This window comes from Streptomyces sp. NPDC008121 (assembly GCF_042957155.1).
Lineage (GTDB): Bacteria > Actinomycetota > Actinomycetes > Streptomycetales > Streptomycetaceae > Streptomyces.
Genome location: NZ_JBIBHT010000002.1, coordinates 210,635 through 224,532, shown reverse-complemented (window position 1 = coordinate 224,532; position 13,898 = coordinate 210,635). Strand labels below are relative to the sequence as shown.

15 protein-coding genes are annotated in these 13,898 nt (G+C 72.6%); 8 read left to right on the top strand and 7 right to left on the bottom strand.

The features are described 5' to 3' along the window. Positions 1-109: 109 nt before the first annotated feature. Both ACFZBD_RS06665 and ACFZBD_RS06660 read right to left on the bottom strand, forming a co-directional pair. Complete coding sequence (locus ACFZBD_RS06665) at positions 110-904, bottom strand: SDR family oxidoreductase (protein ID WP_391136567.1); 795 nt, start codon at positions 902-904, stop codon at positions 110-112. Positions 905-1,033: 129 nt separating this feature from the next. Next, positions 1,034-1,507 (bottom strand): MarR family transcriptional regulator, encoded by a 474-nt coding sequence (locus ACFZBD_RS06660; protein WP_391136564.1) that lies wholly within the window; start codon positions 1,505-1,507, stop codon positions 1,034-1,036. 95 nt (positions 1,508-1,602) lie between these two features. Between ACFZBD_RS06660 and ACFZBD_RS06655 the strand changes: the two genes are divergently transcribed. Beyond that, positions 1,603-1,965, top strand: coding sequence for an HGxxPAAW family protein (locus tag ACFZBD_RS06655; protein WP_391136561.1), 363 nt, complete (start codon positions 1,603-1,605; stop codon positions 1,963-1,965). Positions 1,966-2,034: 69 nt separating this feature from the next. On the opposite strand, the gene ACFZBD_RS06650 is transcribed toward ACFZBD_RS06655, so the two are convergent. Continuing rightward, positions 2,035-2,673 carry an HAD family acid phosphatase gene (locus ACFZBD_RS06650; RefSeq protein WP_391136558.1) on the bottom strand — a complete coding sequence of 213 codons (639 nt, stop codon included), beginning with the start codon at positions 2,671-2,673 and terminating at the stop codon, positions 2,035-2,037. A 290-nt stretch (positions 2,674-2,963) separates the two neighbouring features. Between ACFZBD_RS06650 and ACFZBD_RS06645 the strand changes: the two genes are divergently transcribed. Continuing rightward, positions 2,964-4,070: a PI-PLC domain-containing protein gene (locus tag ACFZBD_RS06645; protein WP_391136555.1), complete on the top strand. Its 1,107-nt coding sequence runs from the start codon at positions 2,964-2,966 to the stop codon at positions 4,068-4,070. A 53-nt stretch (positions 4,071-4,123) separates the two neighbouring features. On the opposite strand, the gene ACFZBD_RS06640 is transcribed toward ACFZBD_RS06645, so the two are convergent. Together ACFZBD_RS06640 and ACFZBD_RS06635 are read right to left on the bottom strand one after the other, a co-directional pair. Then, the gene (locus tag ACFZBD_RS06640) at positions 4,124-5,875 is read right to left on the bottom strand and encodes a protein kinase (protein ID WP_391136552.1); all 1,752 of its coding nucleotides are present in this window, start codon (positions 5,873-5,875) and stop codon (positions 4,124-4,126) included. 115 nt (positions 5,876-5,990) lie between these two features. Continuing rightward, positions 5,991-6,584, bottom strand: coding sequence for a hypothetical protein (locus ACFZBD_RS06635; protein WP_391136549.1), 594 nt, complete (start codon positions 6,582-6,584; stop codon positions 5,991-5,993). Positions 6,585-7,017: 433 nt separating this feature from the next. Between ACFZBD_RS06635 and ACFZBD_RS06630 the strand changes: the two genes are divergently transcribed. Beyond that, entirely contained in the window at positions 7,018-8,187 is a 1,170-nt protein-coding gene (locus tag ACFZBD_RS06630) for an alanine--tRNA ligase-related protein (RefSeq protein ID WP_391136546.1), read from the top strand. Between the two features lie 97 nt (positions 8,188-8,284). Here the strand turns inward: ACFZBD_RS06630 and ACFZBD_RS06625 are convergent, their stop codons facing one another. After that, positions 8,285-8,875 carry a TetR family transcriptional regulator gene (locus tag ACFZBD_RS06625; RefSeq protein WP_391136542.1) on the bottom strand — a complete coding sequence of 197 codons (591 nt, stop codon included), beginning with the start codon at positions 8,873-8,875 and terminating at the stop codon, positions 8,285-8,287. A gap of 102 nt (positions 8,876-8,977) precedes the next feature. On the opposite strand from ACFZBD_RS06625, the gene ACFZBD_RS06620 reads away from it, so the two are divergent. From ACFZBD_RS06620 to ACFZBD_RS06605, 4 genes are all read left to right on the top strand, one after another. Beyond that, entirely contained in the window at positions 8,978-9,961 is a 984-nt protein-coding gene (locus ACFZBD_RS06620; RefSeq protein WP_391136538.1) for an aldo/keto reductase, read from the top strand. Between the two features lie 259 nt (positions 9,962-10,220). Further along, positions 10,221-10,448 carry an HVA1 family protein gene (locus ACFZBD_RS06615; RefSeq protein ID WP_391136535.1) on the top strand — a complete coding sequence of 76 codons (228 nt, stop codon included), beginning with the start codon at positions 10,221-10,223 and terminating at the stop codon, positions 10,446-10,448. Further along, positions 10,448-10,789 (top strand): DUF3140 domain-containing protein, encoded by a 342-nt coding sequence (locus ACFZBD_RS06610; RefSeq protein WP_391136532.1) that lies wholly within the window; start codon positions 10,448-10,450, stop codon positions 10,787-10,789. The genes ACFZBD_RS06615 and ACFZBD_RS06610 overlap by 1 nt, the downstream gene beginning before the upstream one ends. A gap of 100 nt (positions 10,790-10,889) precedes the next feature. Next, positions 10,890-12,167, top strand: a complete 1,278-nt coding sequence (locus ACFZBD_RS06605; RefSeq protein ID WP_391138499.1) for a cation:proton antiporter — start codon at positions 10,890-10,892, stop codon at positions 12,165-12,167. A gap of 107 nt (positions 12,168-12,274) precedes the next feature. Here ACFZBD_RS06605 and ACFZBD_RS06600 read toward each other — a convergent pair whose 3' ends face one another. Continuing rightward, positions 12,275-12,481 carry a hypothetical protein gene (locus ACFZBD_RS06600; RefSeq protein ID WP_391136529.1) on the bottom strand — a complete coding sequence of 69 codons (207 nt, stop codon included), beginning with the start codon at positions 12,479-12,481 and terminating at the stop codon, positions 12,275-12,277. Positions 12,482-12,752: 271 nt separating this feature from the next. On the opposite strand from ACFZBD_RS06600, the gene ACFZBD_RS06595 reads away from it, so the two are divergent. Then, on the top strand, positions 12,753-13,640 hold the full coding sequence (locus ACFZBD_RS06595) for a hypothetical protein (protein WP_391136527.1): 888 nt from the start codon (positions 12,753-12,755) through the stop codon (positions 13,638-13,640). Positions 13,641-13,898 lie beyond the last annotated feature (258 nt).

Genomic DNA, 13,898 nt, shown 5'->3' with positions numbered 1-13,898 from the left:
ATCGGGTGCTGCGGCCAAGTGTCGCCGCACGCACCGCGCCCGCGCCGATCTTCGGCGCGGGCTTCACCCGCAGGTGGCACACATCCCCGTCCGGACGGCCGTGTCCCGCTCAGGGCAGGATCGAGTCCACGTACCCGCCGTCCACCCGCAGCGCGCCGCCGGTCGTGGCGGACGCCTGGTCGGAGGCGAGGTAGACGACCATGTGGGCGATCTCCTCGGGCTCGATCAGCCGCTGGAGCAACGACTGCGGCCGGTGCTCGCGCATGAAGGCGCGCTGCGCCTCGTCCCACGGCAGGCTCCGGTCGACCAGTTCGTACACGAAGTCCTCGACCCCGCCGGTGTGCGTCGGGCCCGCGATGACCGAGTTGACGGTGACGCCCGTGCCGGCCGCCTGCTTGGCGAAGCCGCGCGTGACGGCCAGGAGCGCGGTCTTCGACATCCCGTAGTGGATCATCTCGGCCGGGATGACCACCGCCGAGTCGCTGGCGATGTTCTGGATCCGGCCCCACCCGCGCTCGCTCATGCCGGGGAGGTACCGGCGGATCAGCCGCACCGCGGCCAGGACGTTGACCTCGAAGTAGCGGCGCCACTCGTCGTCGCTGATGTCGAGGGGGTCGGCCGGTCCGAAGATGCCGAGGCTGTTCACCAGGATGTCCACCTGCGGCAGGGCCTCGGCGGCCAGGCGCGCGCCGTCCTCGGTCGTCACGTCGGCGACCACCGCGACCGGCTGGGGCCCCTGGGCGGTGCGATGGATGGCCTCCACCGCCTCTTCCACGCGCTCCCGCGTCCGCCCGTTGACCCCGACCCGGGCCCCGGCCCGGGCGAGGCCGGTGGCGATGGCGGCGCCGATGCCCTGGGTGGATCCGGTGACCAGCGCGGTACGTCCTGTCAGATCGATGCGCATGAGCGGAACGGCCCCTCTTCTTCTCCCGCGGGTGTGATCAGTTGCCCTTACCCGCTCCGTCCCCGGCACAACGGAAGGTGCCTCTCCGGCCCTTCGGACGGCCCTGGATTCGACACGGTCGGCCCTTGGTCACTGTGCTCTGATCTCGTCGAGGGACAGCTGCATCGCGGCCCGCGCGCGGACGAACCAGTCGGTCAGGACCGCGGTCTCGGCGGGGGTGTAGTCGGCGAAGAGGGCGCCCAGCCGCTCGTAGTGCGGGCCGTACACGCGGAAGACCCGCTCGGCCGCCGAGGCGTCGAGTACGACGCGGACGCGGCGGCGGTCGTCCGGGTGGGGCTGCCGGTGCACGTACCCCGCGCGTTCGAGGCGGTTGAGCACGCCCGTGACGGCGCCGGTCGTGATGTTGGCCCGCTCGGCCAGATCGCCCGCGTTCAGGTGCTGGTCCCCGGCGCCGATGATGTGCCCGAGACAGGTCAGGTCGGTCACGTTGAGGCCCAGCCGCTGCGCGATGTCGTGCTGGGAGACGAGAGCGAGCGAGACCATCCGGTCCATGGCGTCCAGCGCCTCCTGCGGTGTCGCCTCGGGGCGCGGCTTGCCCTTCACGGATATTCTCCTTAGCATCTAAGTTACTTAGCTCGTGAGATAAAAGATCCTGCTTCCGTGGTGAAGATACAGACAGAGTCGGCTTGAGGAGATCTATGAGCGGCATGCACGGCGACCACGACCTCGGTCATACCGTCGCCGGATGGACGGGGACCTGCCTCGCCGTCGTCGGGTTCACCGTCTCCGGCGTCGCGGTGACGGCCGCGTGGGTGCCGGGCGTCTGGCTCGGGCTCGGCGTGGTCGCCCTCGCCGCCCTCGTCACCTGGGCGCTCCACCTGAGCGGCTGGGGCAAGGCGAGCGGCCCGCGTCCGCCCGCCGGACAGGCGTGGCGCGCGAAGGACCGGACGGCCGCGCAGGGCCACGCGGACTGTGTGGGCTGTCGTATGGCGGGACGCGGACTCCGCCGTCCCGGGCGCGTGACCGAGCCGCAGGGGGTGCCGGTCACCGAAGCGGCGTGAGCCGTGCGGCTCCGCCGCCCGGTGCGGGGCGCCGATGGCCTCGGCGCCCCGCACCCTGAGCCGTGGGCGTCAGGAGAGCTTGCCGCCGTAGTCCGGCAGCTTGAAGGTGCGCTCGGCGTGGCCGCCGACGAGGTCGGACGTGTTGTTCCCGATGTTGGCGATGATCGTGTAGCCCTTGGCCTCGATCTCCGCGCGCTTCGCCGTCTTGTACGTGCTGACCTGCCCGAAGAGGTCGGGCAGGGAGCGCACGTACAGCCCGTTCACCGGGTATCCGGCCTGCTTCAGGTTCCAGTCCGTGAGGGAGTAGATGATCCCCGGACGGGCGGTGACGAAGAAGACCGCCACCCCGCGGTCGTGGGCGTCGCGGACCAGGGTGCGGACGTCCGGGATGGCCGGGGTGGGCAGCTCCCAGAAGGGGTGGAAGTCCGTCTCCAGCGAGGAGTTGTCGATGTCGAGGACGATCGCCTGCTTCTCCTCGTCGGCGTCCTCGGAGCGCGCCTCGATGTACGGGCGGGCCTCGGCGACGACGGCCGCCACGTCACGGCGCCAGGTGCCGTAGTCCACGCCGCCGAGGGCGGCCGACGAAACGGTCGTGTGCGTCTCGGCGGCGGAGGCGGTGGGCGCCGGGCCGAGGACGAGGAGGGCGGTCACGGCGACGGACGCGGTGGCGCCGGCGGTGACGCGTCTGCGGAGGGGGGTGGCGGGCATGGGGGTCTCCCAAGTAGTCGACCGGTGTGGGTGGTTGACATGCTCGCGGCCAATACTGGACGGTAGGCGACGAAAGGGCTACCAGTCGGTAGCCACTTTCTGAGCGGAGACCGTCGGCCCGGCGTGGCGCGCGGGCGGGGGAAGGTCAAGGGCTGCCGCGTTGACGGGGTGTACCCGAAATCCTCCTGGGCCACTGCCGGTTCCGGTGGAAAGTGCGCGGAGGGGGACGAATCACCGATCGACGCGCTACTCTCCGCGACATGATTGACATGAGCACGCTTCGATCAAGCGTGAGCGGCCGTCGTTCCCGCGCGCCTCACCCCGGCCCGGGGAACGCCCGCGCCGCCCGTATGCGCCGCTCCGGCCGGCGCTCCCTCGTGGTCCTCCTGCTGGTGGCGCTCCTCGGTACGGTGGGTGGTGTGGCCTCCGCGGCCCCGCCCGGTCCCGGCACCGGGAACGCCGGAACCGTCATCGGCGCCGCCGTCCCGGCGGGCGCGGTGGAGGGGGCCCGGGCACGCTGGGGCGACCGGCGCCTCGACGAGGTGTCCTTCCTGGCCACGCACAATGCCTTCGCCAACTACGAGGACTCCCGCTGGACGTCGGTGGCACAGTCCGAGTCGGTGCGCCACCAGCTGGACAACGGTGTGCGCGGGCTGAGCCTGGACACGCACTGGTACGAGCGCAGCACCTGGCTGTGCGTCATCAGCTTCGGCAGCGACTGCTACCCCAGCGACGTCTACCTCTGCCACGGCGAGTGCAAGACCTTCGCCGGCGTCACGTACGCCCTGCCCCGCCAGTCCTTCCACGGCACGGTGCAGACCGTCGTCGACTTCCTGAACGCCCACCCCCAGGAAGTCGTCTCCCTCTTCCTCGAGGACTACGTCAGCGCCGACCGGCTCGGCCGGTCCCTCGAAAAGGTGCGGGGCCTGTCACCGCTGCTCTTCAAGCCGGACGAGTGGAACGTCAGGCAGCAGGGCTGGCCCAAGATGACCGATCTCGTCGCGAGCGGAAAGCGCCTGCTGATCTTCTCCAGCGAGGGCGACCGCGAGCACCTCGGCGTGATGTACGACCGCTCATGGACCGTGAGCAATTTCTGGAGCCTCGGCGACCTGGGCAACGACGTCTCCTGCGTCACCCGCTGGCCCGACGTGCCGCTGAACCGCCAGGAGCCCGGCTTCCGGCGCCTGTTCACGATGAGCCACCAGCGCAATGTCCCGACCCTGATCAACGCGGTCCTGGACAACGGCTCCAAGCTGCGGGACCGCATCGCGCAACAGTGCCGTCCGGCGGCCGGAGGCCGTGACCCGAACTTCGTCTCCGTGGACTTCCACAAGGTGTCGGACACCAGTGGCCACACCCCGGCGTCGATCGTCGCCGAACTGAACGACAGGCCCTGAGCGACCCGGCGCGTCCCGGCCCCGGGCGACCCGGGGCCGGCACGCGCCGGTGATCAGGAGGCCGGGTGGCTCGACACGACCTTGCCGGCGGTGTCGGCGGCCAGGTAACCGACCGCGTTGTACTCGTTGATGAGGTAGAAGCGCAGCGTCGGGCGGTCGTCGTTGAAGGTCCAGCGGTCGGCGATGACGTAGCGCATGGTCGGGTTCTCGACCTTCAGATCGCGCTCTCCCCGCTTGATCAGCGTCGGAAGCGTGTCCCACGGCAGGGTGGAGACGTCGAAGGGCTGCTCGTCCGTCGCGCCGATCGTGCCGCCGGGGCCGGTCTTGCGGGCGACGCCGTTGCGGTACTCGTACGCGTCGTACGTCTTCGCCCCGGGCTTGGTCATGATGCCCGCGAGGGCGTACTCCTCGTAGATCGTCAGCTCCTTCATCGTGGTGCTGCCGCCGGCCTCGCGGAACGCCTCGATGACGGCACGCGTGTTGGCCGGGGTGAGGAGGCTGCCCCGGGGCGCCGCGGTGTCGGAGTCCGCGTCGGCGCCGCCGCCTGCGGACCCGCTCCCGGCAGTCGCCGCCCGGCCCGTCTCCGTGCTCGACCGGCTGGGCGTCGCGCCGCCCTTCGCGCCGGAACCGGCGCCGCCGTCCGGGATCAGCTTCACGGCGCCGATGATCACGGCGGCGGTCGCCAGCGCGAGGGAGACGGCGATCACGGCGCCGCGTCGGCCGGACCGCGCCGCTGGGGAGGGCGAGGCGGTGGGGAAAGGCAGGGGGCGGCCGAAGCCGTCGGCGGGCGCGGCGACGGAGGAGGGGGCGGTCGGTGTGCCCCAGGACTGGGGCGCGGAGGCGGCGTAGGCGGGGTGGGCGTACGGGGAGCCGAAGGGGCCGGCGGGGGTGGGCGTGCCCGGAGGCCCCGGGGGAGTCTCGGCCGGGGGCACACTCCCGGACTGCCGTGCTTCGCTACCGGTCCCGGACTCGGCCTCCGCCAGGAGCCGGTCCAACTCCGCGGCGTCCGGGCGCTGGGCGGGATCGCGGACCAGCAGGCGATCGAGTACGGGTCCCAGGGCGCCGGACCGCACCGGCGGGGGGATCGGGTCGTCCAGGACGGCGACCACCGTCGCCAGACTGGTGGAGCGGCGTAGCGGGTGATGGCCCTCGGCCGCGACGTACAGCAGCATGCCCAGCGACCACAGGTCGGAGGCCGGGTTCCCCTCCTCGCCCCGCACCCGCTCGGGAGCGATGAACTCGGGCGAGCCGATCAGGTCGCCGGTGGAGGTGAGCCGCGACGTCGACTCGCTGAGGACCGCGATGCCGAAGTCCGTGAGGACGGCGCTGCCGTCGGTACGGAGGAGGACGTTGGCCGGCTTCACGTCGCGGTGCTGGATCCCGGCGGAGTGCGCGGAGCGCAGGGCGGAGAGGACCTGCCGGCCGAGCGTGACGACCTCGGGGACGGGCATCGGCCCCTCGGCCAGCCGCTCGTACACCGACCGGCCCTCGACGAGCTCCATCACGATCCACGGATGCGCGCCGTCGGACGGCTCGACGATGTGGTGGATCGTCACCACGTGCGGATTGGAGAGACGCGCCAGCGCACGGGCCTCACGGACGGCACGCTCGCGCATCTGCGCGGCGAGTCCCGGGTTGGCCTCCTCGACCGCCGGATCGGGCGGACGGACTTCCTTCAGGGCGACATCGCGGTGCAGGGCGACATCGCGCGCTCGCCAGACGGTCCCCATGCCGCCGCTGCCCAGCCGGGAGATCAACTGGAACCGCCCGTCGACCAGTGGTCTGCCGTCCTCACTCGTACTCATGGGCGGTCATCGTAGGCGGTACCGGTGACACCCGAACTCCCGGGCGGGGCGGAGGGGACGGCCTACGGGCCGGGGGGACAGGCGGCGGGCGCCGGGGGGGCTTTCCGGAGACGGCCTAGGAGGGGTCGCCGAAGAACAGGCTGCCGTGGTGGCGGGGGCGGTCGCCGCGTTCGTGGGCGATCGCCGGGCGGTCGGCGGGGGAGGAGCGGTCGGCGAGGGCGCGGAGGGAGGCCAGGCCGGCCAGGACCTCGTCACGGCGTGCCGCCGACTTCATCCAGCCGGGCAGCCGGGCGAACATCGCCATCGTCGGGGAGGCGTGCCGCTCGCGCAGCCGGGCGCCCACATAGTCGGTGAGGGCGTCGACGTGCCGTGCGTCGTAGGCCCACAGGATCCGCCCCGCGCAGCGGGTCTGCAGCCACAACGGACGCCGGAAGAACGGGTCTTCTGTCCCGCCCGGCACCGCCCCCACCAGGCCGCGGCCCCGCTGTCCGGCCGTCCACTCGGCGACCGCGCCGCAGCCGGTGCAGGTGAGGCGGCGGCGCCGGAACAGCAGGGCGCTGAAGTACTTCGGCGGCGCGAGGTGCGGCAGGGGCGCGACGAGCGCGCGGCCGCCGCACCGCGGGCAGACCACGAGCACGCGGTCGGTGAACTGGACGAGCCACGTGCCATTGTCCTGGTGACGGGTCGGTTCGGGGCGCGCGGGACTCATGACGGACACCCTGCCAGCCCCGGCCCGCCGCGCGCGAAGGGGATTCGATGCCCGAGGCCTGGCCCGCCGCCCGCCGCGTGAGGGGGCTTCGACGACCGACCCTGGCTCGCCCGCCCCGCGTGCAGGCGCTTCGCTGCCCGACTCCCCCCGATGGGGATGCGCCGCCCGGGCCGACTGCCCCGCCGGCCGCGCCGGAATTCGGGTGCCCGGGGAGGCCGGACCCGCTAGCCTCGTTCGTATGAACGTCATCGGCCGAACCATCACCGCGACCGCGCGAGCGACCAGCTCGCCGGCCGCCGCCTGACGTTCCCTCTCCACCGGCGACCGGAAAACGGTCCGCCGGTGGTCGCGTGGCGATTCCGCTCCGCTCCGACGACTTCCGCTCCGCACCGTTTCCCGGCGCCTCCCCGCCCCGAAGCGAAGGAGCAACCCCATGCAGACGGACCAGATCGTCCGCACGTTCGTCGAGTACTTCGAGGAGCGCGGCCACCACCGGATCACCGGCTCGACGCTGCTGCCCCCGCCCGGCGATCCCGTGCTGTTCACCACCTCCGGCATGCATCCGCTCACGCCCCACTTCGAAGGCCGGCCTCACCCCTTGGGCAGGCGGCTGGTCAACGTACAGCGCTGTCTGCGGACGACGGACCTGGAGGAGGTGGGCGACCCCACCCACCTCACGGTCTTCGAGATGCTCGGCACCTGGTCGCTCGGCGACTACGAAGGGCCGCGAAGTCTCGACTGGGCCCACGGCCTGCTCACGGAAGGGCTGGGCATCGATCCCGGGCTGCTGCACGCCACGGTCTTCGGCGGGGACGAGCGGACGGGACCGGACACCGCCTCACTCGAACTGTGGCAGGACCGCGGAATCCCCGTCGAGCTCACCGTGGAGGACAACTGGTGGTCCAACGGGCCGACCGGCCCCTGCGGACCCGACTCGGAGATCTTCCTGTGGAGCGGCGACACGCCGCCCCCGCCCCACTCGACGCCCACCGGGGACGACCGCTGGGTGGAGGTGTGGAACCACGTGATGATGCGCCACCGCCGACTCGCCGACGGTTCCCTCGTACCGCTGCCCCAGCGCAACGTCGACACCGGACTCGGCCTCGAACGCCTGGCCTCGCTCCTGCAGGGCACGTCGTCGGTGTACGAGAGCGAGGTCTTCGCCCCGTGGCGCACCGCCCTCACGTCCCTGTGGCCGCTGGACGAACCCTCGCATCGGGTGGTCTGCGACCATCTCCGCTCGGCCGTCGTGGTGATCGGCGACGGGGTGCGTCCGGCCCCCACCGGCAGGGGGTACGTGCTGCGCCGTCTCGTGCGACGGGTGCTCACCGTGCTGTGGCGGGACGACCCGACGCGGAGTCTCGGAGACCTGCCGCTCGAACCGATCCGGCACACCCTGGACCGCTTCCGCCAGGAGGGGGATCCGACGCACGTGCGTCGGACGCTCCTGGAAGAGGAGCGCCGGTTCACCCGGCTCCTGGAACGGGGACGGCAGGTCCTCGGCCGGCCGCGGTTCCGCGGCCCGCTGGACGAGGAGGACTTCCACTACCTCCACGACACCCACGGCCTGCCCCGGGACCTCGTGCTCAGCCTCCGGCGGTGACGGCCGACGGCCGGGCGCGACCATGCGGTCGGCCGTCGACCGCGGGCCGTCACCGCGGTTCGACCCGTACGGGGCGGCGCGGTACGGGCGGTCCCGGTCAGCTGCCGGGCGGCGCCGGGGGAGCGGTGAGGCGGCCGACCGCTTCGACGACCGCCGCGCGGTGCGCCGACCTGCGCCGCGCGTCCCAGGCGGAGCCGTCGGGCTCGGTCGCGGGGCCGCCCGCGGCCGCGAACCAGGCCTGCGACAGGGCCAGGACCATGGTCAGGATGTCGGTGGGCTCGAAGGCCGGGTCGACCCGGCCGGCCTGCTGGGCGGCGGCCAGCGCGCGCGCCTTGGCGGCGTACGCCTCCTGCTGCGCCGGCGTGGCCGCCGGACGCTCCAGCTGCTTCCAGAGGACCAGCCGCATCAGCTCCGGCCGGCCGCTGAGGAGGTCGAAGATCGCGCCGGCGTACCCGGGCAGGTCCTCGACGTCGAAGGGCACCGACTCGGCCCCCGCCGCCAGAGCCCGCTCCATGACATGGTCGAAGAGCTGTTCCTTGTTGCCGAAGTACACGTAGATGAGCCGTTTGTTCGCGTCGGCGGCCTCGGCGATGCGGTCGACGCGCGCCCCGGCGATGCCGTGGGTGGCGAACTCGGTCAGAGCCGCGTCGAGGAGCCGGGCCTTGGTCGCGTGGGAATCCCGTGCCATGCCGATCACTCTACCAAGTAACTATCTAGTTATTGACAAGTCGGCGAGGGCGGGGCATGCTCGAACTATCCAGTTAGTTACATACGAAGCGGAGTGGACGACATGCAAGAGCGCGCACTGGGCACCCAGGGTCTGACGGTCGGCGCGGAAGGGCTCGGCTGCATGGGCATGAGCGCCTTCTACGGAGCCACCGACGAGACCGAGGCCCTCGCCACGATCGACCGGGCCCTGGAGCTCGGGATCACCCTGCTGGACACCGCCGAGAGCTACGGCCCGTTCCTCAACGAGCGACTTCTCGGCAAGGCGCTGGCCGGCCGCCGGGAGAAGGCGGTCGTCGCGACCAAGACGGGCATCGAGTTCACGGACGCCGGCGAGATGATCGGCCGGAACGGCACGCCGGAGTACGTCCACCGCTCCGCCGACCGCTCGCTGCGGCACCTGGGCACCGACCACATCGACCTGTACTACCTGCACCGCGTCGACCCGGACGTCCCCATCGAGGAGACCGTGGGCGCCATGGCGGAGCTCGTCACCGCGGGCAAGGTCCGCTACCTCGGCCTGAGCGAGGCCGCGGCGGCCACCATCCGGCGGGCCCACGCCGTGCACCCCCTCACTGCCGTGCAGAGCGAGTACTCCCTCTTCGAGCGGGGCGTCGAGGGCGACGGCGTCCGGGCCGCGCTGGAAGAGCTCGGCATCGGCCTCGTGGCGTACTCCCCGCTGGGCCGCGGCTTCCTCTCGGGCGCGATCACCACGCCCGACGACTTCGCCGCCGACGACTTCCGCCGGACCGACCCGCGCTTCCAGGGCGAGAACTTCGCCCGCAACCTCGCCGTGGTCGACCAGGTGCGCCGCATCGCCGACGAGAAGGGGGTCACCCCCTCCCAGCTCGCGCTCGCCTGGGTGCTGCACCAGGGAGCGGTCCCGATCCCCGGCACCAAGCGCCGCCGCCTCCTGGAGGAGAACGCCGCCGCCACCGAGGTGACGATCACCGCCGGGGACATCGCGGCCATCGAGGCGGTCGCCCCGCGCGGCATCGCCGCCGGCGATCGCTACGCGCCCGAGCTGATGAACTCCCTGAACGGCTGACACCCGCGCGCCGCCACGGCCGGCCCGAGCGCGTTCGTACAGCTGGCACGGGGCGGGTCGCCCGAGCGGCGCAGCCGGCCGGTACGCACCGGTCCGTACCCCCCGGAGGGCCGGTACGCGCTCCCCGGCGGGGGAGGGACCGCTCGACCAGGCCCCGCTCCCGTACGCCTCGCATGCGGACCGAGCCGTACGGGAGCACCCTGGCCTCTGGGAACGGCCGATCGCCGCCGGTCGTCGGCGGCCCCGGAAGGAGAGCGCGATGACGAAGAAGGACGACCTGGGCAAGGGGGACAAGGTGTCGTGGAAGAGCCACGGTCAGACCGTGCCGGGCAAGGTCAAGAAGAAGATCACCGGCCGCACCGAGGCGGCGGGCCGGACCGTCGACGCCTCGAAGGAGGAGCCGCAGTACGAGGTGGAGAGCGACAAGTCCGGACGCTCCGCCGTGCACAAGCCCGGCGCCCTGCGCAAGAAGGGCAAGAGCTCCTGATGGCCCCGGAGCAGCGGGACGACGACCGGGACGAGATCGTCTCCGCCTTCGGGGAGGCGGTCAACATGACCGCCGGCAGTCTGGAGAAGTGGCTGGCGACCGACGAGTCCCAGAGCGTCGGGCAGAGCGACGGCGGCGAGAGCGTGGGCCACGCCTCCGGCCGCCGCATCGTCGAACTCCTCCACACCAAAAAGGCGGACCTCAGCGACGACGACCTGGCGCACATGCGCAAGGTCACCGGTTACGTCCACCGCCATCTCAAGCAGCGCCCGAGCGGCGATGTCACCGACACCCGGTGGCGGTACTCCCTCATGAACTGGGGCCACGACCCGAAGAAGTGACCCGCCGGACCGCCGGACGGCGGAACCGCGGCCCCGTCCCCGGCCCACCTCGCGGGGCTCGGCTCCGGTCGCACGCATGAACGGGAACCTTTCGGACAGGATGGGCGGGGTGATCCTCTCCGACGCCGTCTACCTCGCGATGGGCTTGGGAGCGCTCGGTGCCGCCGTGGTCCCGAGGCTCGTCTTCAAACGGCCCCTGTCCATGCCGATCGTCTTCCTCGCCGCCGGCGCGTTGGTGGCGGCGCTGCCGCTGCCCGTGCCGACGGTCGATCCGGTACGGGACCGGCTCTGGGTCGAGCACGCCACCGAACTGTGCGTGATCGTGTCGCTGATGGGAGCCGGCCTCGCACTCAACCGGCCCTTCGGCCGCCGCGCGTGGGCCGGTCCATGGCGCCTGCTCGGCCTCAGCCTGCCCCTGACGATCGCCGGGACGGCGCTGCTCGCCGCGCTCCTGCTCGACTGGCCCCCCGCGCTCGCCCTGCTCATCGCCGCGGTCCTCGCACCGACCGATCCCGTCCTGGCGGCGGAGGTGAGGGTCGGCGAGCCCACGGACGCGGAGAACGACGAGGACGAGGTCCGGTTCTCCCTCACCGCCGAGGCCGGGCTGAACGACGGACTGGCCTTTCCCTTCGTCCTGGCCGCGCTCGCCCTCGCCGCGGCGGCCGGCGGCGACTGGTCGGCGGAGTGGATCGGGCGATGGCTGCTCGTCGACGTCCTCCTCAAGATCGCGGTCGGAGTGGCGGTGGGCCTCGTCGCCGGCCGGCTGCTCGGCCGGATGTTCTTCCGCGCGCGGACGAACGCGTTGCGGCTGTCGGAGCACATGGAGGGGTTCGTCGCCCTGGGCGCCACGTTCCTGGCGTACGGAGCGGCCGAACTGCTCCACGGCTACGGCTTCCTCGCCGTCTTCGTGACCGCCTGCACCCTCCGCGCGGCCGAGCGCAGCCACGGCTACCACCAGGTGCTCCACGAGTTCACGGAACAGATCGAACGCCTGCTGACCGTCTGCCTGCTCTTCCTCCTCGGCGGGTTCCTCGTCACCGAGGGCCTGCCGGCCCTCACCTGGCAGGGGGCCCTCGTCGCCGTCCTCCTCGTCCTCGTCGTCCGGCCGGCCGCGGGCCTGCTCGGCCTGATCGGGGCCGCCGCGGGACCCAAGGAGAAGGTGGTCACCGCCTTCTTCGGCATCCGCGGCATCGGCTCGCTGTTCTACCTCGCGTACGCGCTCGGCCACGGCACGGCCCTCGTGACCGACGAGGCACGGCAGCTCTGGGCGGTGGTCGCCTTCGCCGTCCTGCTCTCCGTGGTCCTCCACGGCGCGGCCGCCACCCCCGTCATCCGCCGCCTGGACCACCTGCGCCGCTCTTCGCCCGCGCCCCCGTGACGCCCGGCCCGGAACCGCCCCGGCCGAACGAGGTCATCCCCGGCCGTCCTCCCGTACCCGGCCCGTCCCGGGGCGGGACCGGACCCGCCCCGAGGTGCGGCGGTTCGTCAGTCGCCGCTCGAACCGCCGGTGCCGTGTCCGCCGCCGAGTCCGTGGCGCCGGTTCTTGTCGGCGTGGCGCAGCAGTCGCCCCGCGCCGAGCGTGAGGGCGGCCACGGCACGGACCCACCGGGGCCCACCGCGTTCCGCCCACACCACGCAGACGCATCCGCCCACGGCGAGCACCAGGACGCCGAGCAGCACGAGAACGGTCATGGTTTCCACCCCTGGGTCGGTCACACGGTCCGCCGATCCTCTCAGGTCCCCGGACGCGACGAACGCCCCGGTCACCGGAGTAATACGGGTGTGCGATTGTCGGTCGCGCATGATAGTCACTACACCCACGGGGTGGGGTGATCTTCGACCTCCCCGTTCGAACATGACAAGGGGTGGGGACATGGCGTTGCTCCGTGATTGGGGGCTCACGCTGGGGAGATGGACGGGACGGCCCGTCGCACAGGTGCAGCGGGACTCCGGCGATCCCGACGTGCGACGCGTACGCGCCGCCGCCGAGGCGGGGGACTGGCCGGCGGTCCGGGACGTGCTCGAAGCGCGCCCCGAGAGCGAGGACCGGACCGAGCTGCTGTGGGCGGTCGGCGACACCGCCGGGGTGGAACGCTGGATCGTGAAGGTCCTCGAAGCGGAACCCGATGCGGCGCTGCCCCGGCTCGTGGCGGGTGTACGCCACGTCAGCTGGGGGTGGGAGGCCCGCACGGGGGCCCGCGCGAAGGACGTCTCACGCGCACAGTTCGACCTGTTCCACACCCGGTTGCGCCTCGCCGAGCAGTGGCTGTACGAAGCGGCCGAGCGCGAGCCGCGGTGGACCTCGCCCTGGTACTCCCTGCAGACCGCCGGCCGCGGACTGGAAGTCGGTCCCGTCGTCGCCCGCCGCCGGTTCGAGGCGACGGTGCGGCGCGACCCGCACCACCTGGGAGCCCACCAGCAGCAGCTCCAGCAGGTGTGTGACAAGTGGGGCGGATCGCACGAGGAGATGCACGCCTTCGCACGGGAGTCCGCCTTCGGCGCTCCGGGCGGCACGCTCCTCGGCCAGCTCGTCGCCATCGCCCACCTCGAACAGTGGCTCTCCCTCGACGACGGGCCGGACGCCGCCTACATGCGCCGGGCCGAGGTGCGACGGTCGCTGCGGGAAGCCGCCGACCACTCCATCCGGCATCCGGACTTCGTCCGCCGAGGACTGTGGAACCAGGTCTTCAACACCTTCGCCATGGCCTTCTCCCTCGCCGGGGACCGCGAAGCTGCCCGGGAGTGCTTCGAGGTGACCGAGGGCCGCGTCTCCGAGTTCCCCTGGTACTACATCAACGGGGCCGATCCCGCCGCGGCCTACCGGAGGCAGCGTTCGACGGTCGGACGCTGAGCCAGGCCCCGACGACCACCGGGGCGCTCGCGCTCCGACGCCTCCCGGCCACGGCGGCGCACCGCCGCGCCACGCCCGCCACGGTCAGGTGCGCCCGCGGCCCGGCACGGCCGACCGGCCGATGCCGCCGGCCGTGGAGGTGACCACGGCGCCCTCGTCGTCACGGCCGGCTCCTTCGCCCCCTCCGGCCCCGTAGCCCGCCGCCCGTCGGTCCGGCCCCGTACGTCCGGACCACCGACCGCCCGCGCACGCCCGCGT

Coding starts and splice junctions, on each gene's coding strand:
- ACFZBD_RS06665 (WP_391136567.1), bottom strand. CDS start 904: ATGCGCATCGATCTGACAGGACGTACCGCGCTGGTCACCGGATCCACC.
- ACFZBD_RS06655 (WP_391136561.1), top strand. CDS start 1,603: ATGAGCGGCATGCACGGCGACCACGACCTCGGTCATACCGTCGCCGGA.
- ACFZBD_RS06650 (WP_391136558.1), bottom strand. CDS start 2,673: ATGCCCGCCACCCCCCTCCGCAGACGCGTCACCGCCGGCGCCACCGCG.
- ACFZBD_RS06640 (WP_391136552.1), bottom strand. CDS start 5,875: ATGAGTACGAGTGAGGACGGCAGACCACTGGTCGACGGGCGGTTCCAG.
- ACFZBD_RS06635 (WP_391136549.1), bottom strand. CDS start 6,584: ATGAGTCCCGCGCGCCCCGAACCGACCCGTCACCAGGACAATGGCACG.
- ACFZBD_RS06630 (WP_391136546.1), top strand. CDS start 7,018: ATGCAGACGGACCAGATCGTCCGCACGTTCGTCGAGTACTTCGAGGAG.
- ACFZBD_RS06625 (WP_391136542.1), bottom strand. CDS start 8,875: ATGGCACGGGATTCCCACGCGACCAAGGCCCGGCTCCTCGACGCGGCT.
- ACFZBD_RS06620 (WP_391136538.1), top strand. CDS start 8,978: ATGCAAGAGCGCGCACTGGGCACCCAGGGTCTGACGGTCGGCGCGGAA.
- ACFZBD_RS06615 (WP_391136535.1), top strand. CDS start 10,221: ATGACGAAGAAGGACGACCTGGGCAAGGGGGACAAGGTGTCGTGGAAG.
- ACFZBD_RS06610 (WP_391136532.1), top strand. CDS start 10,448: ATGGCCCCGGAGCAGCGGGACGACGACCGGGACGAGATCGTCTCCGCC.
- ACFZBD_RS06605 (WP_391138499.1), top strand. CDS start 10,890: ATGGGCGGGGTGATCCTCTCCGACGCCGTCTACCTCGCGATGGGCTTG.
- ACFZBD_RS06600 (WP_391136529.1), bottom strand. CDS start 12,481: ATGACCGTTCTCGTGCTGCTCGGCGTCCTGGTGCTCGCCGTGGGCGGA.